Annotated in this window: 20 protein-coding genes, 1 pseudogene and 1 riboswitch; of the genes and pseudogenes, 10 read left to right on the plus strand and 11 right to left on the minus strand. The window is 73.0% G+C overall.

What is annotated here, in order from left to right; genetic code table 11:
• The coding region (locus tag D3105_RS24970; protein WP_118905280.1) for an FtsB family cell division protein at positions 1-544 on the minus strand (544 nt) is incomplete at its 3' end.
• 37 nt (positions 545-581) lie between these two features.
• On the minus strand, positions 582-1,547 hold the full coding sequence (gene rsmH, locus D3105_RS24975; protein ID WP_118905281.1) for a 16S rRNA (cytosine(1402)-N(4))-methyltransferase RsmH: 966 nt from the start codon (positions 1,545-1,547) through the stop codon (positions 582-584).
• Between the two features lie 429 nt (positions 1,548-1,976).
• Here rsmH and D3105_RS24980 point away from each other — a divergent pair, with 429 nt between their 5' ends.
• The 4 genes and pseudogenes from D3105_RS24980 to D3105_RS24995 form a co-directional block, all read left to right on the plus strand.
• Positions 1,977-2,540 (plus strand): beta-class carbonic anhydrase, encoded by a 564-nt coding sequence (locus D3105_RS24980; RefSeq protein WP_118905282.1) that lies wholly within the window; start codon positions 1,977-1,979, stop codon positions 2,538-2,540.
• A 252-nt stretch (positions 2,541-2,792) separates the two neighbouring features.
• A complete protein-coding gene (locus D3105_RS24985; RefSeq protein ID WP_118905283.1) occupies positions 2,793-3,836 on the plus strand; it encodes an AAA family ATPase in 1,044 nt (347 codons plus the stop codon).
• A complete protein-coding gene (locus D3105_RS24990) occupies positions 3,836-5,203 on the plus strand; it encodes a DUF58 domain-containing protein (protein WP_118905284.1) in 1,368 nt (455 codons plus the stop codon). The genes D3105_RS24985 and D3105_RS24990 overlap by 1 nt, the downstream gene beginning before the upstream one ends.
• Positions 5,200-7,599 (plus strand): annotated as a pseudogene (locus D3105_RS24995) (transglutaminase TgpA family protein); the annotation flags it as partial. The gene D3105_RS24990 and the pseudogene D3105_RS24995, both read left to right, overlap by 4 nt.
• A gap of 217 nt (positions 7,600-7,816) precedes the next feature.
• Here the strand turns inward: D3105_RS24995 and D3105_RS25000 are convergent.
• From D3105_RS25000 to D3105_RS25010, 3 genes are all read right to left on the minus strand, one after another.
• Positions 7,817-8,221: a DUF3040 domain-containing protein gene (locus D3105_RS25000; RefSeq protein WP_006123866.1), complete on the minus strand. Its 405-nt coding sequence runs from the start codon at positions 8,219-8,221 to the stop codon at positions 7,817-7,819.
• Between the two features lie 247 nt (positions 8,222-8,468).
• Positions 8,469-9,227 (minus strand): methyltransferase, encoded by a 759-nt coding sequence (locus tag D3105_RS25005; protein WP_118905285.1) that lies wholly within the window; start codon positions 9,225-9,227, stop codon positions 8,469-8,471.
• A 114-nt stretch (positions 9,228-9,341) separates the two neighbouring features.
• Positions 9,342-9,869, minus strand: a complete 528-nt coding sequence (locus D3105_RS25010; RefSeq protein WP_118905286.1) for an SAV_6107 family HEPN domain-containing protein — start codon at positions 9,867-9,869, stop codon at positions 9,342-9,344.
• Between the two features lie 168 nt (positions 9,870-10,037).
• Here D3105_RS25010 and D3105_RS25015 point away from each other — a divergent pair, with 168 nt between their 5' ends.
• The 5 genes from D3105_RS25015 (at position 10,038) to D3105_RS25035 (ending at position 16,123) form a co-directional block, all read left to right on the plus strand.
• Positions 10,038-10,871: an ATP-binding cassette domain-containing protein gene (locus D3105_RS25015; protein WP_118905287.1), complete on the plus strand. Its 834-nt coding sequence runs from the start codon at positions 10,038-10,040 to the stop codon at positions 10,869-10,871.
• Positions 10,843-12,930 (plus strand): YhgE/Pip family protein, encoded by a 2,088-nt coding sequence (locus D3105_RS25020; RefSeq protein ID WP_118905288.1) that lies wholly within the window; start codon positions 10,843-10,845, stop codon positions 12,928-12,930. Before D3105_RS25015 ends, D3105_RS25020 begins: the two co-directional genes overlap by 29 nt.
• Positions 12,931-12,983: 53 nt before the next feature.
• A complete protein-coding gene (locus D3105_RS25025) occupies positions 12,984-13,595 on the plus strand; it encodes a TetR/AcrR family transcriptional regulator (RefSeq protein WP_030805877.1) in 612 nt (203 codons plus the stop codon).
• A gap of 364 nt (positions 13,596-13,959) precedes the next feature.
• The gene (locus D3105_RS25030) at positions 13,960-14,577 is read left to right on the plus strand and encodes a DUF4126 domain-containing protein (protein WP_118905289.1); all 618 of its coding nucleotides are present in this window, start codon (positions 13,960-13,962) and stop codon (positions 14,575-14,577) included.
• 31 nt (positions 14,578-14,608) lie between these two features.
• Complete coding sequence (locus D3105_RS25035) at positions 14,609-16,123, plus strand: phytoene desaturase family protein (protein ID WP_118905290.1); 1,515 nt, start codon at positions 14,609-14,611, stop codon at positions 16,121-16,123.
• 76 nt (positions 16,124-16,199) lie between these two features.
• Here D3105_RS25035 and D3105_RS25040 read toward each other — a convergent pair whose 3' ends face one another.
• The 6 genes from D3105_RS25040 to D3105_RS25065 form a co-directional block, all read right to left on the minus strand.
• Positions 16,200-17,135 (minus strand): hypothetical protein, encoded by a 936-nt coding sequence (locus tag D3105_RS25040; protein ID WP_118905291.1) that lies wholly within the window; start codon positions 17,133-17,135, stop codon positions 16,200-16,202.
• A 49-nt stretch (positions 17,136-17,184) separates the two neighbouring features.
• On the minus strand, positions 17,185-18,102 hold the full coding sequence (metF, locus tag D3105_RS25045) for a methylenetetrahydrofolate reductase [NAD(P)H] (RefSeq protein WP_118905292.1): 918 nt from the start codon (positions 18,100-18,102) through the stop codon (positions 17,185-17,187).
• Positions 18,103-18,239: 137 nt separating this feature from the next.
• Positions 18,240-18,890, minus strand: coding sequence for a thiamine phosphate synthase (gene thiE, locus D3105_RS25050; protein WP_118905296.1), 651 nt, complete (start codon positions 18,888-18,890; stop codon positions 18,240-18,242).
• A 103-nt stretch (positions 18,891-18,993) separates the two neighbouring features.
• Positions 18,994-19,359, minus strand: coding sequence for an Rv2175c family DNA-binding protein (locus D3105_RS25055; protein WP_006123878.1), 366 nt, complete (start codon positions 19,357-19,359; stop codon positions 18,994-18,996).
• An 80-nt stretch (positions 19,360-19,439) separates the two neighbouring features.
• Complete coding sequence (locus D3105_RS25060) at positions 19,440-20,615, minus strand: NAD(P)/FAD-dependent oxidoreductase (RefSeq protein ID WP_240647008.1); 1,176 nt, start codon at positions 20,613-20,615, stop codon at positions 19,440-19,442.
• 118 nt (positions 20,616-20,733) lie between these two features.
• Positions 20,734-21,075, minus strand: coding sequence for a hypothetical protein (locus D3105_RS25065; protein ID WP_118905294.1), 342 nt, complete (start codon positions 21,073-21,075; stop codon positions 20,734-20,736).
• Positions 21,076-21,126: 51 nt separating this feature from the next.
• A riboswitch (TPP riboswitch) is annotated at positions 21,127-21,239 on the plus strand.
• Here D3105_RS25065 and thiO point away from each other — a divergent pair.
• On the plus strand, positions 21,237-22,438 hold a 1,202-nt coding region (gene thiO, locus D3105_RS25070; RefSeq protein WP_118905295.1), incomplete at its 3' end, for a glycine oxidase ThiO. It overlaps the preceding riboswitch by 3 nt.

A 22,438-nucleotide genomic window follows, 5' to 3' on the forward strand; every position in this document is an offset into this window, starting at 1 on the left:
GGGGCGGGCTGTTCTCCGCCGAGGGGGCGGCTGCGGGGTCGGGCGCGGTCGCGGACTCGGATCCGGAGGGCGACGGGGAGGCGGAGGTGCCGGCCGACGCGCGGGAGTCCGAGGGCCCGGCCGCCGGGGCGCTGGGGCTCGAGGTGGGGCTGGGACTCGGGCTGGGCGGCGGGGCGGTCGCCTCCGCGGGCTTGCCGCGGACCGTGCCGTCGGGGTTCAGGAAGGCGGGGCTGCCGCCGGGGACCATGCCCAGCTCCCGGGCGCGCTTCTCCAGGGCGTCGGGCTGGGACCGGCTGTCGACGTCGCGCTGGAGGGCCTGCTGCTCGTCGGTGAGTTCGGTGGTGTCCCGCTTCAGCTCGCTGAGCCGGAACGATCCCTCGTTGAGCGCGGAGTTCAGCAGGAGCAGGGTGATGAGTCCGCCGCCCAGGAGCAGGACGACCAGCAGGACGAAGGGGGTGCGGGCCGCGGTGCTGGGCCCGGTGGTCGGCATCAGCCGCGCGAGCCGGGCGGCCCGCCCCTTCAGCGGTGCGGCCGGTTTGCTCACCCCGCGACTCCCCCGCTGCGGCGTCCGGCCCCGGTGCTCATCGCTCCTCCTCGCGGATGCGCTGGGCGCCGCGCAGCCGGGCGGGGGCGGCGCGCCGGTTCTCGGCGACCTCCTCCTCGGTGGGCAGCTCGGCGCCCCGGGTGAGCTGCTTCAGCCGGGGCTGGTAGCGCTCGGGGACGACGGGCAGGCCGGGGGGCGCGGTGTTGGCGGCGCCGGCCGCGAAGACCTGCTTGACCAGCCGGTCCTCCAGCGAGTGGTACGAGAGCACCGCGATGCGGCCGCCGACGGCGAGGCTGTCGACGGCGGCCGGAATGGCCCGCTCCAGGACGCTCAGCTCGCCGTTGACCTCGATGCGCAGGGCCTGGAAGGTGCGCTTGGCGGGGTTGCCGCCGGTGCGCTTGGCGGCCTGGGGCAGTGCGTCGCGAATCAGCTCGACGAGCCGGGCGCTGTTGCTGAACGGCTCCTGCTCGCGCTCGCGCACGATCGCGGAGACGATCCGCTTGGCCTGCTTCTCCTCGCCGTACGCGCGCAGGATCCGCACGAGCTCGCCGGGCGGGTAGGTGTTGAGCACCTCGGCGGCGCCCATCCCGGTGGACTGGTCCATGCGCATGTCGAGCGGGGCGTCCTGGGCGTACGCGAAGCCGCGGTCGGCCTCGTCCAGCTGCATGGAGGAGACGCCGAGGTCGAACAGGACGCCCTGAACCTTCGGGATCCCGAGCCGTGCGAGGACCTCGGGGAGTTCGTCGTAGACCGCGTGGACGAGGGTGGCCCGGTCACCGTAGGGGGCGAGCCGTTCGCCGGAGAGACGGAGCGCCTCCTTGTCGCGGTCCAGGGCGACCAGCCGGGCGGTGGGGAACGCGGCGAGGAGGGCCTCGCTGTGACCGCCGAGGCCGAGGGTGCAGTCGACGACCACGGGCTCCGGGTGGGCCGGGTCCTGGAGAGCAGGGGCCAGCAGGTCCAGACACCTCTGGAGCATCACCGGGACGTGTCGGGTCTGGCTCAATGCGCCCTCTCAGGCTCTGTCCCGCGGCCGGCACGTACGTCCTGGTCCCCGCCCGCTCTGAAGGGGAGGCCCGCCGGCGCCGGGGAAGGGGCGTCGGCCGACCGAGAGCGGGAGAGGGCCGGGTCGCACGTACGCCGCACATCACGGGGGAAATACGGAATATGCAGGAGGTGCGGGGGGGGGTGCGATGGGGCAGTGGAGCGGGAATGCGGGTGTTGACTTCGCGTTACTTTAGTCCACCCTGCCATTCGATCGATTCGCGATCAACGAACCGCGCAGCGCGTCGCGCCACCCGACCGGATGCGGCGAACCCACCCGAACGGGTGCGCCCAGGGGGGCCTGTGGGTTAGCTCACAACAAGCCGTGTTGACGTTCTTTGTCCGCTCTCACAGCCCGCCCGTGCCAGGTGGGAAGGCTAACGTCGTAGCCATGTCGACTTCTGCTCACTCCCCCGCCGAGTCCGTGACGTTCACCGCTGCGGCGGTCCGCGAGGGGGGCCAGGTCACCGACCGCCTCGTCGCGCTGAACTCCGAGTACGCGAAGGACTTCCGCGACCCGGGCATGGACGCCCGCCCCGTCCTCCAGGTCGCCGTGGTCGCCTGCATGGACGCCCGTCTCGACCTGCACGCCGCGCTCGGGCTGGAGCTCGGTGACTGCCACACCATCCGCAACGCGGGCGGTGTGGTCACCGAGGACGTGATCCGCTCGCTCACCATCAGCCAGCGGGCGCTCGGCACCCGCAGCGTGGTCCTCATCCACCACACCAACTGCGGTCTGGAGTCCCTCACCGAGGACTTCCGGCAGGACCTGGAGCGCGAGGTGGGCCAGCGTCCGGCCTGGGCCGTGGAGGCCTACACGGACGCCGACCAGGACGTGCGCCAGTCGATGCAGCGGGTGCGGACCTCGCCGTTCCTCCTGCACACCGACGACGTGCGCGGATTCGTCTTCGACGTGACCACCGGTCTGCTGCGGGAGATCGACTCCGTTTCCTGAACGGATCCCCCGTCGCCTCCCGGCCCTCTGCTGCACCTCACGCACGCATCGCCGTGCCCCGCGACGCCGGAATCGTGACAGACACTGCCTTTTCACACCCACTTGTCCACAGGCGAGTGACACGAAGCGGTAACGGCAACAAGAATGCGGGTGTGACCTCCCCCGGGTCTTCCGGAGGGGTGTCCGATTTTTCGGGGTGGGCCGCGCGGGTACGCGCGACGGCCCCTGCGCAAAAGGGCCGAGGAGGGCCGGGTGACGACCTATGACGATCGAGCGAGCCTCACTGATCTGACCACCACCGCAGAGCGGGTGCGCAGGTCGGTGGAGGGTGTGATCGAGGGCAAGCCCGAGGTCGTACGGCTATCGCTGACCGTGCTGCTCGCCGAGGGGCATCTCCTCATCGAGGACGTCCCCGGGGTCGGCAAGACCATGCTGGCCAAGGCGCTGGCGCGGTCCATCGACTGTTCGGTGCGGCGGATCCAGTTCACGCCCGACCTGCTGCCCTCGGACATCACCGGTGTGTCGATCTTCGACCAGCAGCGGCGGGACTTCGAGTTCAAGCCGGGCGCGATCTTCGCCCAGATCGTGATCGGCGACGAGATCAACCGCGCCTCGCCGAAGACGCAGTCGGCGCTGCTGGAGTCGATGGAGGAGCGCCAGGTCACCATCGACGGGCACACCTACGAGCTGCCCGACCCGTTCATGGTGGTGGCCACGCAGAACCCGGTCGAGATGGAGGGCACCTACCCGCTGCCCGAGGCCCAGCGCGACCGCTTCATGGCCCGGGTCTCCATCGGCTACCCGAGCCCGGAGGCCGAGCTCCAGATGCTCGATGTGCACGGGGGCCTCTCGCCGCTGGACGACCTCCAGCCGGTGGCCCACGCCCACGACATCGTGAAGCTGATCGAGGCCGTCCGTACGGTGCATGTCGCCGACGCCGTGCGGCGCTACGCCGTGGAGCTCGTCGCGGCCACCCGTACCCACCCGGACCTCCGGCTCGGCGCCTCCCCGCGCGCGACGCTGCATCTGCTGCGCGCCGCGAAGGCGTCCGCCGCGCTCAGCGGGCGCGACTACGCCCTGCCGGACGACGTCCAGGCCCTGGCCACCCCGGTCCTCGCGCACCGGCTGCTGCCCACCGCCCAGGCCCAGCTGAACCGCCGGACGGCGGAGCAGGTGGTCGGGGAGATCATCCAGCGCACCCCCGTACCGACCTCGGCCGGCGGCACCGCGCCGCCCGCGCAGGAGCCGGGCCGCCCGCTGTACCACCAGCAGCAGCCCGGGACACGGCGGCTGTGATGGCGGCCGGCGAGCCCGGCGCCGTGGAGGACGGCGGGCGGAAGGGCGGTCTCCGGACGGCCCTGGGCGGACTGACCACCCGGGGACGCTCGTTCCTGGCCGCCGGTCTTGCCGCCGCCGTCTGCGCGTACGTCCTGGGCCAGGGCGACCTGCTGCGGGTCGGGCTGCTGCTCGCCGTGCTGCCCCTGGTCTGTGTGACCGTGCTCTACCGCACCCGCTACCGGGTCACGGGCACCCGGCGGCTCTCGCCGTCCCGGGTGCCCGCGGGCGCTGAGGCCCGGGTGCACCTGCGGATGGAGAACGTCTCCCGGCTGCCCACCGGTCTGCTGATGCTCCAGGACCGCGTGCCGTACGTGCTGGGCCCACGCCCGCGCTTCGTCCTGGACCGGGTGGAGTCGGGCGGCCGGCGCGAGGTGTCCTACCGGGTCCGCTCCGACCTGCGCGGCCGCTATCCGCTGGGCCCGTTGCAGCTGCGGCTCAGCGACCCCTTCGGGATGTGCGAGCTGACGCGTTCCTTCAGCGCGTACGACACCCTCGTCGTCATCCCGCGTACGGTGCCGCTGCCCGCGCTGCGGCTGGCGGGCGAGGCCTCCGGGTACGGCGACGGGCGGCAGCGCTCGCTCGCGCTCGCCGGTGAGGACGACATCATTCCGCGCGGCTACCGGCACGGTGACGATCTGCGCCGGGTCCACTGGCGCTCCACCGCGCGCCACGGCGAGCTGATGGTGCGCCGTGAGGAACAGCCGCAGCGGGCCAGATGCACGGTCCTGCTGGACACCCGGCAGATCGGCTACCGGGGCGCCGGGCCGGACTCGGCGTTCGAATGGGCGGTCTCGGGGGCGGCCTCCGCCCTCGTGCACATGCTGGAGCGCGGCTTCGCCGTACTGCTCCTCACCGACGACGGGAACGCGGTGCCCGGCGAGGGGACCGACGGCTTCGCGGGCTCGACCCAGGAGTCCGCGGACTCGGCGGGACTGATGCTCGACACGCTCGCCGTGGTCGGCCACTCCGACGGCGGGGGCCTCAGCCGCGCCCATGACGTGCTGCGCGGCGGTAACGAGGGGCTGCTCATCGCCTTCTTCGGCGATCTGGACGAGGAGCAGACCGCGGTCGCGGCCCGGATGCGGCAGCGCGCGGGCGCCGGGGTCGCGTTCGTCCTGGACAGCGCCGCCTGGGCCGGCGACGAGAGCGCGGCGGGCGCGGCCGACGACCGGCTGCGACGGCTGCGCGAGTCCGGCTGGACGGCGGTGCCGGTGGAGCCGGGCGACGAGCTGCCCGAGCTGTGGCAGCTGGCCGGCGGGATGCGCACGGACACGCCGTCCGCCCCGAGCGGCGGCCCGACCGGTTTCGCGGGGGGATGGTCATGAGCGGACGGGCCAGGCTGGCGCTGAGCGCCTACGCGGCGACACTGCTGGCGGCGGGGGCGCTGATCCCGCTGGTGGAGGGGGTCGGCTGGCTGGTGCAGGCGGCGGTTCTGCTCGGCGTCCAGAGCGGGGTGGGCGCCCTGGCGCGCCGGGTGCCGCCGGCCCGGACGCTGACCGTCGCCGCCCAGGCGCTGGTCACGCTGGTGCTGCTGACGCTGGTGTTCGCGCGGGACCACGCCCTGCTGGGGGTCCTGCCGGGACCGCAGGCCGTCATGCGGCTCGGTGAGCTGCTGGTGGCGGGCGGCGAGGACGTCGGTACGTACTCCACCCCGGCCCCGCTGACCGACGGCATCAAGCTGATGGTGGTCGGCGGGGTGATCCTGATCGGCCTCGTCGTGGACGCCATGGCGGTGACCTTCCGCAGCGCGGCCCCGGCCGGGCTGCCGCTCCTCGCCCTGTATTCGGTCGCGGCGGGCCTCTCGGACGGCGGGGCGGGCTGGGTGTGGTTCCTGCTGGCCGCCTCCGGCTACCTGCTGCTCCTGCTGGCCGAGGGCCGGGACCGGCTCTCCCAGTGGGGCCGTGTCTTCGGCGGGACCTCGCGGACCAAGGGCGGTCTGGCCGACGGGCTGTCCGGGGTGAGCGGCGGCTCCTCCCCCGTCCGCACCGGGCGGCGGATCGGCGTGCTGGCGCTCGGTATCGCCCTGGTGGCCCCCCTCGCCCTGCCCGCGCTGGACAGCGGTCTGCTCGGCGGCAACGGCCCGGGGAACGGCAAGGGCAGCGGCGGCGGCACCATCTCCGCCGTGAATCCGCTGGTCTCGCTCCAGAACAACCTCAACCAACCGGAGAACCGGGAGGTGATGACGTACCGCAGCAACATCGAGAACCCGCAGAACCTCTATCTCCGGATCCTGGCCCTGGACGAGTTCAACGGCAGCGAGTGGCGTTCCTCCACCCGGCGGCTGACCGACGTGCCCGACCGCCTGCCGCAGCCCGCGGGCCTCGGCGGGGACGTCTCGGTCACGGAGGTCCGGACGAACATCTCCGCCTCGCGCTCCTACCAGCAGACATATCTGCCGCTCCCCTACCCGGCGAGCGAGGTCCGGGTCGGCGGCCGCTGGCGGTACGAACCCGAGGGCCGCACCCTGGTCGGCGACGACGGACAGACCACGCGCGGCGCGCAGTACGAGGTCGGCAGTCTGGTCGTCGAGCCCACGGCGGAACAGCTCGCGGCCGCGGGTCCGCCGCGCGAGGAGCTGCGCCGCGAGTACACACAGCTCCCCGGCTCCCTTCCGGAGGTGGTCGCCGAGACCGCCGCACAGGTGACGGAGGGCTCGGCCAACGCCTACGAGCAGGCCGTGAAGCTCCAGGACTGGTTCGCCTCCGACGGCGGCTTCACCTACGACACGACGGTCACCTCGGGCACGGGGTCGTCCGCCATCGCCCGGTTCCTCCGTGACAAGGAGGGCTTCTGCGTCCACTTCTCGTTCTCGATGGCCGCGATGGCCCGGACGCTGGGCATCCCGGCCCGGGTCGCGGTGGGCTTCACCCCGGGCACCATGAAGTCGAACGGGGCGATCTCGGTGGGGCTGCGCGACGCGCACGCCTGGCCCGAGCTGTATTTCGAGGGCGTCGGGTGGACCCGGTTCGAGCCCACCCCGAGCCGGGGCAGCACCCCCTCGTGGACCCGGCCCGAGGTTCCCACGGACACCGCGAGCGATGCGGCCGAGCCCTCCGCGGACACCTCCACCGCACCGTCCGCCCTCCCCTCCGCCGACGACAGCTGCCCGCCGCAGCTGCGTCAGGAAGGCGGGTGCGGGCCCTCTCAGGAGGCGGGGGCGGCGGTGCCGACCGACCGGGGCACCCCGCTCGGGACGGTGCTGCTGGTGGTCCTCGCGGCGGTCCTGGTGCTGGTGCTGCCGTTGTCGCCGCTGCTGTGGCGGACCCGGACGAGAAACCGCCGGCTGGGCTCCGGGGGCCGGACGCCCACCGACGCCGCCGCGCGGACGCTGGCCGCCTGGCGGGAGATCACCGACACGGCCTGGGACCACGGCATCGCCCCGGACGATTCGCTGACACCCCGGAAGGCGGCGGCCCGGATCGTGCGGCTGGGCCGGCTCGACACCACCGCCGCCGAGTCGGTGCACCGGATCGCGGGCTCGGTGGAGCAGGTGCTGTACGCCCCCGAGCCGCGTCCGGCGGCCGGCCTGGCCGAGGACGCGTCGGCGGTGCGGGCGGGTCTGCGGGTATCGGCGGGCCGTGGCACCCGGCTGCGGGCAACGCTCCTGCCCCGCTCGTCCGTCCGGGTGGTGTGGGCCGTCGCCGACCGCCGGACGGCGCTCGCGGAGCGGTGGGCGGGGCGGGCGGGAGCCGGTCGTTGGACGGCCCGGCTGCGCAGCCTCCGGTCCGGACCCCGCGAGCGGGTCCGGACCGGAGGCTCACCGCTCTGTCGGAGGCCCGTCCGTAGGCGCTACCGTCCGAAGCATGGGCGCTACCGCACGGAGCAGGGTCCGGCAGCGGCTGAGGGGCGGCCGCAAAAATGCGGCCGCCCCTCACCCATCGGTGTCGTGCGTCGTATCGTCGCCCGGCCCTGCGCGGGAAGCACAGGGCCGATGCGTACTACTGGCCCTGTTCGTCGCGGCGGCGCTGCCACCGCTGCTCGATGCGGTTCATCATCGACCGGCGTTGTCTCGGTCGGCGGCGTGCGCCGCTGTCCCCGCCGCCTGCGGCGGCCGGCTGCTGTTCACCGGGCTTGGGCGCTTTGCGCCAACCGGTGACCGCGAGCACGGCACAGCCGAGCATGACGAGGAACCCCACCACGCTGATCCAGATCTGCTGGGCGACCATTCCGGCCATGAGGAGCGCGATACCCACCAGGAAGCCTGCGACCGCCTGGTAGACTCTTTTGCGGGTGTACGTACGCAGCCCGCTTCCCTCGAGCGCTGTCGCGAACTTGGGATCTTCGGCGTACAGCGCTCGCTCCATCTGCTCGAGCATGCGCTGCTCGTGCTCCGAGAGCGGCACGGGATCCTCCTCGTCGTCGGCCGCGGGGGCGACCGGTATGCGGCCCTTCCAGGATAGGCAGGGATTCGCCCCCGTGAAACCCGCCCTCTAGCGTTCAGCCAGTCCGGACCGCTGTGTCGGCTCGGCTGCTGAGGCGTAGATTCCCCGACGACCGATCCGCCATGCCGGATGGTGTCACCCGATCATACGGGGCTTACGCCCTGTACGGGGGTCCTGAGTCCCACTCCGTCCGCAGCTTCGTTGCTGATCAGTGGCGCTTCTCGCCCAGAACGTGCAGCTGGGTGGCGACCGAGTGGAACGCGGGCTGCTCGGCGGCGGCCGCTTCGAGCTTGAGGAGGGCCTCCACGGCGCCGGGCTCGGTGTCCACCAGGACGCCCGGCACGAGGTCGGCGAAGACCCGGACGCCGTGCACCGCGATGATCTCCATCCCGGCATCGGAGACGAGGTCGGAGAGCTGCCCGGCGGTGAACCTGCGGGGCACCGGGTCGCCCTCGCCCCAGCGGCCGGCCGGGTCGGTGAGCGCCTGCCGGGCCTCGGTGAAGTGTCCGGCGAGCGCGCGGGCCAGCACGGCTCCGCCGAGGCCGGCGGCGAGCAGGCTGAGCGCGCCGGAGGGGCGCAGCGCCTCGACGGCGTTGCGTACGCCCTCGGCGGGCTCGTCGACGTACTCCAGGACGCCGTGGCAGAGCACCGCGTCGAAGCCGTCGCGCTCGACGACGTCGAACAGGCCGAGGATGTCGCCCTGGACTCCCCGGACCCGGTCGGCGACCCCGGCCTCGGCGGCGCGGCGCTCCAGCGCGAAGAGGGCGTTGGGGCTGGGGTCGACGACGGTGACCCGGTGGCCGAGCTTGGCCGCGGGCACGGCGAAGTTGCCGGTGCCGCCGCCGGTGTCCAGGACATCCAGGGCGTCCCTGCCGGTCGCCTTGACCTGACGGTCCAGGGCCTCCTTGAGGACCTCCCAGACCACGGCGGTACGGAGGGAGGCGCGGGGGCGCGGCTGGTCCGACACGGCAGATGACTCCTCGGCACGGTGCCGCCGGGGACGGCGGAGCGTGAACAGTGCGGGTGGTGATGTGAGCGGTCACCACCCTATGGCCTCACCTCGCCGGCCAGGGCACCCGCCTCACCCGCCGCCCGGGCGCTCCGGGCGGGGTTGCGGAAGAACCGGCTGGAGCACGAGCAGCCGTTCCACCAGGCGCAGGAACATGGCCGCGTCGCGCAGCAGGTCGTCGGCGTCGCGCCCGCTGGCGGCGCCCGGCATGCCGGCCTCCGCGCGGGCCCGGCGCTCGGCGCCCGAGGCGAACAGGGCGCTCCATTCGGTCAGCTCCGGGGCTATCTCCGGGAGGACCTCCCAGGCGCTGCGGATGCGGTCGCGGCGGCGCTTGTTCGTCTCGGGGCGGCCGCGGGCGGCCAGCACGGCCGCCGCGGTGCGCAGGGCGGCGAGGTGAGCAGTGGCGTACCGCTCGTTGGGCTCGTGGAGCACGGCGGCCTCGTCGAGGCCGGAGCGGGCCTTGGCGAGCAGATCGAGGGCGGCGGGCGGCGCCGCGGTGCGGCGCAGGACGGGGTGGACATCGCTAGCCGGACCGGTCAGTGAGGGGGCAGGGCTGACTGCGCGGCGCCGCGGGGCGGCTGCTGCGGACGAGCTGGCCATGACGAACCTCCTGTCGTCGTGTGACGGCTCTGTGGCCGTCTGTGTCCATGGTGGCGGGCACCACTGACAATCGACCCTCAGTCGGCTCTGACCTGCCGTTTTGCTTCGAGCGCGAGTTCGGACTACCTTTTTGCACTGACTGGTCAGTTCAAAAAGGGGAGGGTCTCTGTGGAGAGCCCGCACGGCGCGGCTGTCAGCGCCGAGGACTTCGGACTGGAAGGACCGCGCGGCCGGGTCTTCCGGAACGTGACGTTCAGTGCTGAGCCGGGGGAACTGGTCGCCATCGAGGGGCCGTCGGGATCGGGCCGTACCTGCCTGCTCCTCGCCCTGACCGGCCGGATGCGCACCACCGAGGGCCACGCGGAGACCGGCGGACTGCGCCTGCCGAAGCAGGCCGCCGCCGTCCGCAGGATCGCCGCCCTGGGTCCGGTGCCGGGCGTCAGCGAGCTGGACCCCGCCTTCACCGTCGCCGAGCACCTGGGCGAACGCGCCCTGCTCCAGGGCCGCTACGGCTCGCCCCTGCGCGCCCTGCTGCGCCCGCGCGCCGAGCGCCGGGCCGCCGCGGAGGCCCGGGTGGACGAGGCCCTGGAGGCCGCGGGGCTCGACCCCGCCACGCTGCCGAAGTCGGGGCGCACCTCCGTACGCGACCTGGAGCGTCTGGAGGCGCTGCGGCTGTCCGTCGCACTGGCGCTGATCGGCGGGCCGCGGCTGCTGGCCGTCGACGACACCGACCTCAAGCTCTCGGACGCCGAACGCGAGCAGGCCTGGGCGCTGCTGCGCTCCGTGGCCGAGGCCGGGACGACGGTGCTCGCCGTGTGCAGCGAGGCCCCCGAGAACGTCCAGGTCGTGCGCACCGCACCGGCCACCGAAGAAGCCGGCGTCGAAGAGCCGGCCACCGAACAGCCCGCCACCGAACAACCGGCCGCCGAAGAACCCGCCGCCGGGGAACCCACCACCGAAGAGGAGACGGCCGATGCGCTCGCCGAAGCTCGCCGCGCTTGAGCTGAAGCGGTTCGGCCGGGGCAGGCTGCCCGCCGCCGCGCTCGTCGCCCTGCTGCTCCTGCCGCTGCTCTACGGCGCCCTGTACCTGTGCTCGTTCTGGGACCCGTACGGGAGGCTCGACAAGCTGCCCGTCGCGCTGGTCAACAACGACAAGGGGGCCTCCAGTGACGGCAAGCGGATCACCGCCGGGGACGAGATCAGCGAGAAGCTGCTCGACTCCAAGGTCTTCGCCTGGCACGAGGTCGGCTCCGCCGAGGCCGAGAAGGGCGTCGAGGAGGGCACGTACTACCTCTCGCTGACGATGCCGTCGGACTTCAGCGAGAAGATCGCGTCCAGCGGCGGGGACTCCCCCGAGACCGGCGCGCTCCAGGTGCGGACGAACGACGCCAACAACTACATCGTCGGGCAGATCTCGAAGACGGTCTTCGGCGAGGTGCGCAACGCCGCCTCCACGAACGCCTCCCGGGGCTTCCTGGACCGCATCTTCATCAACTTCTCCGATCTGCACGACAAGACCGCCGAGGCGGCCAAGGGCGCCGACGACCTCAAGGGCGGCATCTCGAAGGCGAAGCAGGGCTCCAAGGACCTCGCGGACGGCCTCAAGGACTCCAAGGCGGGCAGCAAGAAGCTCTCCGACGGGATCGTGAAGCTGAACCAGGGCTCCCGCGACCTCGCGACGGGCTCCCAGCAGGTCGCCGGAGGCACCCAGGTCCTGGCCGACAAGGTCAACGGCATCGCCGGTGACGTACGTCCGTTCTTCAAGGACAACGGGAAGTCCATCCGGGACACCGCCCGGCTGGTCGCCGACACCTCCGCGGCCGTACGGCACAACCTCGACGTGCTGGTGAAGACCGCGCCCACCGCGGCGTCCGGCGCCCGGAAGGCCGCCGACGAGCTGGCCGAGATCCACCGCACGCAGTGCGAGGAGGCCGAGGAGCCCGACGCCACGGCCTGCCCGCCACTGGAGCGCGCCAAGGTCACGGCCGAGGACGCCGCGAAGATCGCCGCCGATGTGAACACCCTGGTCGCCAACCAGAACGGCGATCTGAAGAAGCTGAGCAACCAGCTGGTCACCTTCCAGAAGCAGGCCGAGGCGCTCGCCAAGCGCGCCCCGACACTGGACGACGACCTGAAGACGGCCGTGGCCAAGGTCAACGAACTCAACACCGGCGCCCGGAAGGTCGCCAAGGGCGCGCAGGCGCTGCACACGGGCCTCGGCACCGCGCAGACCGGCTCCAGCAACCTGGACACCGGCGTCGGCAAGCTGAAGACCGGCGCGGAGAACCTGGACGGCGGGCTGTTCCGGCTCGGCGACGGCTCGGCCGAGCTGGCGCAGGGCCTCAACGACGGCGTGGACAAGATCCCGGACTACGACAAGAAGGACCGCGACGCGCGGACCGACGTCATGGCCGACCCCGTCCAGCTGGCCTCCAAGTCGCTGCACGAGGCCCCCAACTACGGCACCGGCTTCGCCCCGTACTTCATCCCGCTGTCCCTGTGGGTCGGCGCGATGGTGGCGTACATGCTGATCCAGCCGATGAACCGGCGGGCGCTCGCCGCCGGGGCCTCCTCATGGCGGATCGCGTTCGCCGGCTGGCTCCCGGTCGCCGCCATCGGCACGGCCCAGGTCGGCGCCCTGATGGCCGTCCTGCACTGGGGCCTCGGCCTCCAGATGGCCCACGCCGCCGGAACGATCGGCTTTCTGGCCCTGGTGACCTGCTGCTTCGCCGCGATCGTGCAGTGGCTGAACGCCTGCTTCGGGGCGGCCGGACGAATCCTGGTGCTGGTGGTGCTGATGCTCCAGCTGACCTCGGCCGGGGGCACGTACCCCGTCCAGACGAGCCCCGGGTTCTTCGGCGCGATCCACCCGTACCTCCCCATGACGTACGTCGTCGAGGGGCTGCGCCGGCTGATCACGGGTGGTCCGCTCACCCCGGTCTGGCTGGGCTGCGCGGTGCTGGCGGCCTTCACCGTCGGCGCGCTCGCCCTGACCGCGTTCACCGCCCGCCGCAAGCAGGTGTGGAGCCTGAGCCGGCTGCACCCGGAGCTGAGCCTGTGAGCGCCCCCGCGGTCGCGTCCCCGGGTGCGGCCGGGCCTGGAAGAATCGGCCCCATGGAAAGCAGTGGCACCACGCGCCGCCAGGCCACCCGGCAGAAGCTCTACGAGGCGGCGGTGACGCTCATCGCCGAGAAGGGCTTCTCGGCGACCACGGTCGACGAGATCGCCGAGCGGGCCGGGGTAGCCAAGGGCACGGTCTATTACAACTTCAAGAGCAAGACCGAGCTGTTCGAGGAGCTGCTCCGGCACGGCGTGGGGCTGCTCACCGCCTCGCTGCGGGCCGCCGCCGAGGAGTCCGAGGAGCGTGGCGGCACCCGGGTCGAGGCGCTGGACGCGATGATCCGGGCCGGGCTCGCCTTCATCGACCGCTACCCGGCCTTCACCCAGCTGTACGTGGCCGAGCTCTGGCGCACCAACCGCGCCTGGCAGTCCACGCTGCTGGTGGTGCGTCAGGAGGCCGTGGCGGTCGTCGAGGGCGTCCTGCGCGACGCGGTGCGCAGCGGTGAGCTGAGCGAGGAGATCGACATCCCGCTGACGGCGGCCGCGCTGGTCGGAATGGTGCTGGTGGCGGCGCTGGACTGGCAGGCGTTCCAGCCGGAGCGCTCGATCGACGAGGTCCACTCGGCGCTGTCGCTGCTGCTGCACGGGCGGGTCAGCGGGCACTGAGGCCGCAACTCCCGGGAAGGCGCCGGGAAAGCCGAAGACGCCGGCCGATGAGGTTCGCATCCCCCGCGAACACCATCGGACCGGCGTCTTCCGTGCATCCGGAAACCCGTTCCCCGTGACCCCGTATGTCCCCCGTGGTCCCCGGGCTCCGTCGCGCACCCCCGTTGCGTCGGGGGAACCGCACCGTTCCGCCGCCCCGTGCCGGCGGTCCTGGCGCAGCGCCCCTTCCGTGGTCATCACTCTGCCGTCCCCGCAGGTGGAAGCCCATCCGCGCAGGTACTCATCTATGCGCCTAGGTACGGATACTCACAGCTGCGCCCGCGACCTCACCCGGCTCCGCCAGGGGGTCGTTACGATCGCCTGCGTGTCTGTCATCCCTCTCGTGTTCACCAGCGGCTGGGCGAGCGGGATCAACGCGTACGCGGTGGTCCTGCTGCTCGGCCTGTTCGGCGCGACCGGCGTCTCCGACGAGGTGCCCGCCGCACTCCAGCGCACCGACGTCCTGACCGTGGCCGGTGTGCTGTTCCTCTGCGAGGCGATCGCGGACAAGATCCCCTACGTCGACTCGGTCTGGGACACCGCGCACACCGTGATCCGGCCGGTGGCCGGGGCGGTGGTGGCCGCGCTGCTGGCCGGGGAGAGCGGCTCGCTGCCGGAGCTGGCGGGCGGGGCGATCGGCGGGTCCACGGCGCTGATGAGCCATCTGGTGAAGGCCGGCACGCGGATGGCCGTCAACACCTCCCCGGAGCCCTTCAGCAACGTAGGGATGAGCATCGCCGAGGACCTGGGGGTCGCGGGGGTCATCACCTTCGCCATATTCAATCCCGTGGCGGCCGCCGTGATCGCGGCCGTGCTGCTGGTGCTCGGGATCGTCACCGTGCTCTTCCTCGCCTCGCGGATCCGCCGCTTCCTGAGCCGCCGGGCGCAGCGGCGCGAGGAGAAACGGCCGGCCCGGACGGGTGGGCACTGGCCTCCCGTCTGAGGTGTCGGCGCCGGTCGATAAAGTCACCGGCATGGCACGAATTGCGGTGATCGGCGCCGGGACGGGCGCGATGGCGGCGGCCGCCCGGCTGGCCGTGGCGGGCGAGAAGGTGACGGTCTACGAGCGGTCCGCCGGCTACGGCGGCTCGGTCGGCCGCCATGAGCACGAGGGCTTCGTCTTCGACACCGGCCCCGGGCTGCTGCACCTGCCCGCCGTCCAGCGGGACCTCTTCGTGAAGACCGGCAAGGAGTCGCTGGAGCAGTCCGTGACGCTGACCCAGGTCGATCCGGCGAGCCGCCATCTCTTCGCGGACGGCACGGCGGTGTCCCTGCCGAACGCCTCCCGGGCCGGGGTGGCCACGGCCCTGGACGGGGCGCTGGGCGCCGGCTCCGGGGCGCGCTGGAGCGACTTCATGGACCGGGCCCGGGACGCCTGGGACCGCTCCCGGCGGCCGCTCCTGGAGGAGCCGCTGCGCGCGGATCACCAGGTTCTGGGGCGCGATCCCTATCCGGCGGTGCGGCAGCGGCGTCTGCTGCGCCCGGCCCGACAGGCGGGGACGGTCGCGGAGATCGGCGCGTGGGAGCTGGCGGACCCGCGGCTGGCGGCCCTGCTCGACGGGTATGTGCTCGCCCACGGCCTCGACCCGCGCACCGCCCCCGGGAGCGCCGCGCTGGTGCCGTACATGGAGCAGACCTTCGGTAGCTGGTACGTGATGGGCGGGATGCGGGAGCTGGCCCGGGCGATGTACGAGCGGTGCGTGGCCCGCCGGGTGGAGTTCGTCTTCGGGGCCGAGGTGGTCCGCGTCGTCGAGAAGGACGGCCGGGCGGCGGGCGTGGAATTGGTGGGCGGTGAGGTGGCCGAGGCCGACCGGGTGGTGCTCGGGGTCCGGCCGCGGCCGGGTCTGGTGCCGGGTCAGCAGGTGGGGGGCGCGGGCGATGTGCCGGTCCGGGCGGGCTCGGGCGCGGGCGCTGCGGGCCGGTTCACGGTGCTGCTGTCGCTGCGCGGGGCCCGCGAGGCTGACGCGGTGCACCGGACCCTGGTGCACAGCGGGGACGGGGCGGCGGAGTGGGAGGCCGTGTTCGAGGGCCGGGTCGCCGGCCACCCCACGGTGACGGTGCTGCGTCCGGACGACCCGGCGACCCGCCCGGACGCGGAGCACGAGGCGGTGACGCTCACGGCGACGGTGGCTCCGCAGGGCCCGGTCGACTGGCGGGACGCGGAAGTGCGGCAGCGGTTCGCCGACGTCCTGGTGGAGCGGGCGGGCGCGGCCGTTCCCGGGCTGCGGGAGCGGATCCTGCACACGGAGATCCGTACGCCGGCGGAGACCGAGGCGGAGACAGGGGCCGAGGGCGGTGCGGTGCCGCCGCCCGCGCTGGCCGGGGCGGACGGCGCTTATCTGCACCCGGGCAATCTCACCCGGCTGCCGGGGCTGTATCTCGCGGGCGGCTGGGCGCATCCGGGCGGCGGTCTCGCGCACGCGGGGATGTCGGGGACGCTGGTGGCCGGGCTCGTGGTGGAGGGCGACGACTTCCGCGGCTCCCGCTGAGGGGCCCCGGCGTCGCCACCGCGGGGCCGCTGCCGGAAGGGTCACGCCCCCCGGCAGCGGCCCCTCGGTGGCGCGCTCAGTAGCGGTACTGCTCGTTCTGACCGGCGTCGTAGCCGTTGCCGTACGGGGCGGGCCCGGTGGGCTGCTCCGGCGGCATCGGGGGGAACTGCTCGGCGTCCCGCTGCTGCGGGACCCAGACGCCGCCGGGCGGGGTGTCCGTGGCGTACGCCCCCGTGCCGTACGTGTCCGCGCCGTAGTTCTTGGCGTAGGGGTCGGCGTAGCTCTGCTGACCGCCCTGGCTGTCGTAGCCGTCGCCGTTGCCGTAGGCGTCGTAGCCGTAGGAGGGGGCTTGGTTGGTGGTGCCGATGTACGGGTCGGAGTAGGCGGCGTAGCTCTGCTCGCCGGTGCCGTAGTCGTACGTTCCGGCGTAGGTGTCCTGGGCCTGCGGCTGGTCGTAGCCGGTGTACGGGTCGAACGCGGCGTACTGCGGCCGGGCCGAGGGGTCGGCGTCGTGACCCTGGTCCTGGTGGGCGTGGCCGTTCGTGTCGTAGCCCGTGTCCCCGTACACGCCGTACTGGCCGGTGTCGTCGGGGAGCGGCTCCGTTGCGTAGACGGACGGTGCGGGCGGGGCGGCCGGGGGCCGGTCGTACCCGGCGGGGGCGTCCGGCTCTGCGACCTCCAGGTCCGAGACCTCCAGCGTGGGTTCCTTCACCGCCGCGCCCTCGCCGCCGCCCCTGCGCCGACGGCTCTCCCCCGGGCTGCCGCCTATGGCCCAGCCGGTGGAGAAGCCGCGCCGGAAGGACAGCGTCACGAAGGTCTGGCCGGTGGCGAAGGCGAGCGTCCCGACGATGATGACCGGGACGGAGGCCAGCAGCACCCCGACCACCACGCCGAGGAAGCCGCCGAAGGCCAGCAGCCGCCAGCGCAGTCGTGCCTTGTACTGCAGCAGCACCTCGCCGAGCAGCCACAGTGCCACCAGACCGAATGCGATGTAGAGGACCGTCCAGCCCACGCCCGCCCCCTCCTTCGGCCGTCACCGCTTCGGGGGCGGGTACGACCGGTCACGACTGCTTGTGCAGTCCGAGTTTCTCGTAGATTTCGAGCGTAGCCGTCGAGTTGTTGAGCGTGATGAAGTGCAGCCCGGGCACACCCTCGGACAGCAGCTCCGCGCAGAACTCCGTTGCGAACTCGATGCCAATGGAGCGTACAGCGGCTGGATCGTCCTTGGCTGCGAGGATGCGCTCTTTCAACGACGCGGGCACGGTCGCGTTGCTGAGCTGGGAGAACTTTTCCAACTGCTTCACGCTGGTGAGGGGCATCACCTCGGGGATGACCGGCGTTTCGCAACCCGCAGCGACCACGCGGTCACGCATCCGGAGATAGTCCTCCGGGCGGAAGAACATCTGGGTGATCGCGTAATCCGCGCCCGCCCGGCACTTGTCCACGAAATGACCGATGTCCGTCTCCCAGTCGGTGGACCGGGGGTGCATTTCGGGAAATGCCGCGACGCCGACGCAGAAGTCGCCCGATTCCTTGATGAGGCGGACGAGGTCGGCAGCGTACTTGACCCCCTGCGGGTGCTCCACCCACTCGCCCATCGGGTCGCCCGGCGGGTCGCCGCGGACGGCGAGGATGTTCCTGATGCCCGCGTCGGCGTACTGCCCGACCATGTTGCGCAGCTCGGCGATCGAGTGGTTGACCGCGGTGAGGTGGGCGACGGGAGTGAGCGTGGAGTCCGCCGCGATCTCCTGGGTGGCCTTGACCGTCCCGGCGCGGGTGGAGCCTCCGGCGCCGTACGTCACGGAGACGAAGCTCGGCCGGACCGCTTCGACCCGGCGCAGCGCGTTCCAGAGGTTGCGCTCACCCTTTTCCGTCTTGGGAGCCCAGAACTCGAAGGAGTACGACGTTTTGCCGGTCGCCAGCAGGTCACGCACCGTGCGCGCGTGATCCGTCCTGGTGGAAGCTGTTCCAAGGGCCATAAGGGGAGGTTAACCAGGGGGTGGACACTCACCCAACCAGAGCGGGAAAGTTTGTCTCGAATTGCCGGAGTGTTGTCCACTCCTCGGACATTTCTCGGGCTCAGGCCCTGGATGTCCGCCGTCCGTCCGCCCGGAGTTCAGAGCGTGTACGCCCGGACGCGGCGGGCCAGCTCGGCGGTGGCGGCGGCCGGGTCGTCGGCCTCGGTGATGGCCCGGACGACGACGACGCGGCGTGCCCCGGCGTCCAGCACCTGGTCCAGATTGCCCGCGTCGATCCCGCCGATCGCGAACCAGGGGCGCTGTCCGCCGAGCGACGCGGCATAGCGCACGAGGTCGAGGCCGGGGGCGTGGCGGCCGGGCTTGGTGGGGGTGGGCCAGCAGGGGCCGGTGCAGAAGTAGTCCACGCCGTCCTGGGCGACGGCCGCGTCGACCTCGGCCTCGGCGTGCGTGGAGCGGCCGATCAGCCGGTCGGCGCCGATGATCGCGCGGGCGGCGGGGACGGGCAGGTCGCCCTGGCCGAGGTGCAGGACGTCGGCGCGGATGGCGTGGGCGACGTCGGCACGGTCGTTCACGGCGAGGAGCTTGCCGTGCCGACGGCAGGCGTCGGCGAAGACCGCGAGGTGCTCCAGCTCCTCGGCGGCCTCCATGCCCTTGTCCCGGAGTTGGACGATGTCGACGCCGGAGGTGAGCACGGCGTCGAGGAAGGCGGGGAGGTCACCCTGCCGCTTGCGGGCGTCCGTGCACAGGTAGAGCCGGGCGTCGGACAGCTGGTCGCGAGGCGTGGACATGGTGGAACCCCCCGTGGTCGGCACGGCGGAGCGGATTCCCCCGTGGTCGTGACGGTGCACGGGCCGCGTCGGACGGCCCGTGCACCGCTTCCTGTCGTATCGGTCAGACGGCGAGCGCCTGGGCGCGGCGCTTCACCTCCGTCCCGCGATTCTCGCTCAGCGCCTGGGCGGGGGTGCCGGGCAGGGTCGGGTCGGGAGTGAAGAGCCACTCCAGCATCTCTTCCTCGGAGAAGCCGTCGTCCTTCAGGAGGGTCAGGGTGCCGGAGAGGCCCTTGACCACCTTGTCGCCGTCGATGAAGGCGGCGGGCACCTGGAGCGTCCGGTTCTCACCACGGCGTACGGCGATGAGCTGGCCCTCCTTGACCAGCTGGCGTACGCGCGTCACCTGGACATCGAGCATTTCCGCGATGTCGGGAAGGTGGAGCCAGGCGGGGACGAGAGCATCGGTCTTTGCGTCAATCTCGGTCACAGGGACAAGCGTGCCACCTGGGACTGACAGCCGGTAGCCGGGCCGACCGTACGGGGGGTGTCGGCGGCGGCCCGGAACGGTCAGAGGGCGGTGGACTTCAGCGGTACGGCGGGGTCGGCGACCTTCTCCGGGTCGAGGGCGGCCCCCGACTCGATGAGCCTGCGGCCCTGGGCGAGATCGCGCGGGCGGCCCACCGCGAGCACGGCGGCCAGCGCGCCGTCGCGCAGCCAGCACACCGACCAGGTGGCGTCCGCTCCGTCGCCGCGCCACAGCAGGGTGTCGGCGTCGGCGTGGTGGCCGGCGTACTGCACGAAGCGGCCGAACTGCTCGGACCAGAAGTACGGGACGGGGTCGTGGACCGGGAGCGGTTCGCCGCTCTCCGCCGCCATCACCGCGGCGGCCGCGGTGCGCGGGCCCTGGAGGGCGTTGTCCCAGTGGTGGACCAACAGACGGGTCCCGTAGCGGGCGGAGGGGAAGGAGGCGCAGTCGCCGACCGCGTACACATCGGGCAGCGAGGTGCGCAGGGCGCTGTCGGCGGTGACCGAGCCGTCCGGACCGAGCGCGATCCCGGAGCCCGCCAGCCAGCCGGTGGCGGGGCGGGCGCCGATGCCGACGACCACGGCTCCGGCGGGCAGGGTGCGGCCGTCCGCGAGGATCACGGCCCCCTCCGCGACGCGCTCGACCCGGGCCCCGGTGAGGAGTTCGGCGCCGCTCTCGGCGTACCAGGCGGCCATCGGGGCGGCCACCTCGGCGGGCAGGGTGCCCGCGAGCGGGCGGGCCGCGGCCTCGACGACGGTGACCGCGCAGCCCGCCGCGCGGGCGGCGGTGGCGAACTCCGCGCCGATCCAGCCCGCCCCGACGACGACCACGTCGTGCTGCCGGTCCAGGACGGGCCGCAGCCGGGTGGCGTCGTCGAGGGTGCGCAGCAGATGGACGCCGGGCACGCCCTCGGTGCCGGGCAGGGTCAGGGGTTCCGCGCCGGTCGCGAGGATCAGGGCGTCGTAGCGGACGGGCCCGTCGGCGGTGTCCAGCACATGGTCGGCGGCGCGCAGGGCGGTGACGTCCAGGCCGAGGCGCAGGGTGATGTCCAGCGCCTCGAAGTCGACGTCGAAGGCGGAGTCCTCGGCCTTGCCCAGCAGCACGGCCTTGGACAGCGGCGGGCGGTCGTAGGGCTGGTGGGGCTCGGCGCCGATCAGGGTGACGGGGCCGGTGAACCCCGCCTCGCGCAGGGCGACGGCACTCTGCACGCCCGCCATGCCCGCGCCGACGACCACGACGTTCCGGGCCGGACTCTTCTCCGTCTGCTGCTCGCTCACCTGACCACCTTAATCATCTGACGAAGCGTCAGGAATACGGCTGTCGGGACGACGCCACTCAGCAGGCCACTTCCTCCACCACGCTCGTCCCGCTGCCCTCCTGGGACTCCCACCTCCACCGCTCCTCCAGCCGCACCCGCCCGTCCGGGAGATCGACGACGGTGGAGAGGCAGTGCCCGGAAGACGTCGTTCCGTCCCGCTTGAGCTGGACGTAGCGGAAGTCCAGCGCGTCCCCGTCCCGGGTGCCGACGAGATGGCCGCGGACGACGTCACCGCCCGTGTACTCGGCCCAGATCCGGCCGTCCTGCTCGTGGTACGTGAAGCGGGTGCGGGTGCCGACCTGGCCCGGGGCCTGGTCGGCGACGGGCGCGAGGACGAGTCCGTCGAGCGAACGGGCCATGGTGGGCGCTCCCTTACAGGCCGCGAGTGAGTGGGTCTAGGCTGGCCACGGTAAGACACTCGCGGGAGCCCGGACGCACCGGGCTGAGAGGGAGGCTGGGCGGCCTCCGACCGTACGTACCTGATCCGGGTCATGCCGGCGAAGGGAGGGGCTGGACACTCATGCGCGTCTCGGGGAAGACCTCCGGAGCCTCGGGGGGAGCGGGAACCTCAGGATCCGACGCCCTCGTCATCGGGGGCGGCATCATCGGCCTGGTCACCGCGTGGCGGGCCGCACAGCGCGGACTGGCCGTCACCGTGGCCGATCCCGCACCGGGCGGCGGAGCCGCCCAGGTCGCGGCGGGCATGCTGGCCGCCGTCACCGAACTGCACTACGGCGAGCAGATGCTGCTCGGGCTCAACCTCGCCTCCGCCGCCCGCTATCCGGCGTTCGTCGAGGAGCTGGAGGAGGCGAGCGGCCGGGACACCGGCTTCCGGAGCTGCGGCACGCTCGCCGTCGCGCTGGACTCCGACGACCGGGCGCATCTGCGCGAACTGCACGCCCTCCAGGAGCGTTCGGGCCTGGAGTCGGTCTGGCTGAGCGGCCGGGAGTGCCGTCGTCTGGAGCCGATGCTGGCCCCGGGCGTCCGGGGCGGCCTCCGGGTCGACGGCGACCACCAGGTGGATCCGCGCCGCCTCGCCTCGGCGCTGCTGACCGCGTGCGAGCGGGCCGGGGTCGCGTTCCGCCGGACGACCGCCGAGCGGCTCACCGTGGAGAGGGGCCGGGCCACCGGGGCGCTGCTCGGCGACGGCACGGAGTTCGCGGCCGATCAGGTCGTGCTCGCCGCGGGCAGCCTCAGCGGCCGGCTCGCGGGGCTCCCGCCGGAGCTCGTGCCACCGGTCCGCCCGGTCAAGGGCCAGGTTCTCCGGCTCACCGTGCCCCCGGCGTACGCCCCCTTTCTCAGCCGCACCGTGCGCGCCGTGGTCCGGGGCGGCCACCTCTATCTCGTACCGCGCGAGAACGGCGAACTGGTCGTCGGCGCCACCAGCGAGGAGATGGGCTGGGACACCACGGTCACCGCCGGCGGGGTGTACGAGCTGCTGCGCGACGCCCATGAGCTGGTGCCGGGCATCACCGAGCTGCCGCTCACCGAGACCCGGGCCGGTCTGCGCCCCGCGTCGCCCGACAACGCCCCGCTGCTCGGCCCGACCGCCCTGCCCGGTCTCCTGCTCGCCACCGGTCACCACCGCAACGGCGTCCTGCTGACGCCCGTCACCGGGGACGCGTTGGCCGACGCCCTGACCACCGGCGAGCTGCCCGAGGAGGCCCGCCCCTTCGCCCCCGGCCGCTTCGAACCCGCCGCCGCCCCCGTACTCCAGGAGCA

This window comes from Streptomyces globisporus (genome assembly GCF_003501885.1).
In the GTDB taxonomy this organism is placed as follows: domain Bacteria; phylum Actinomycetota; class Actinomycetes; order Streptomycetales; family Streptomycetaceae; genus Streptomyces; species Streptomyces globisporus_D.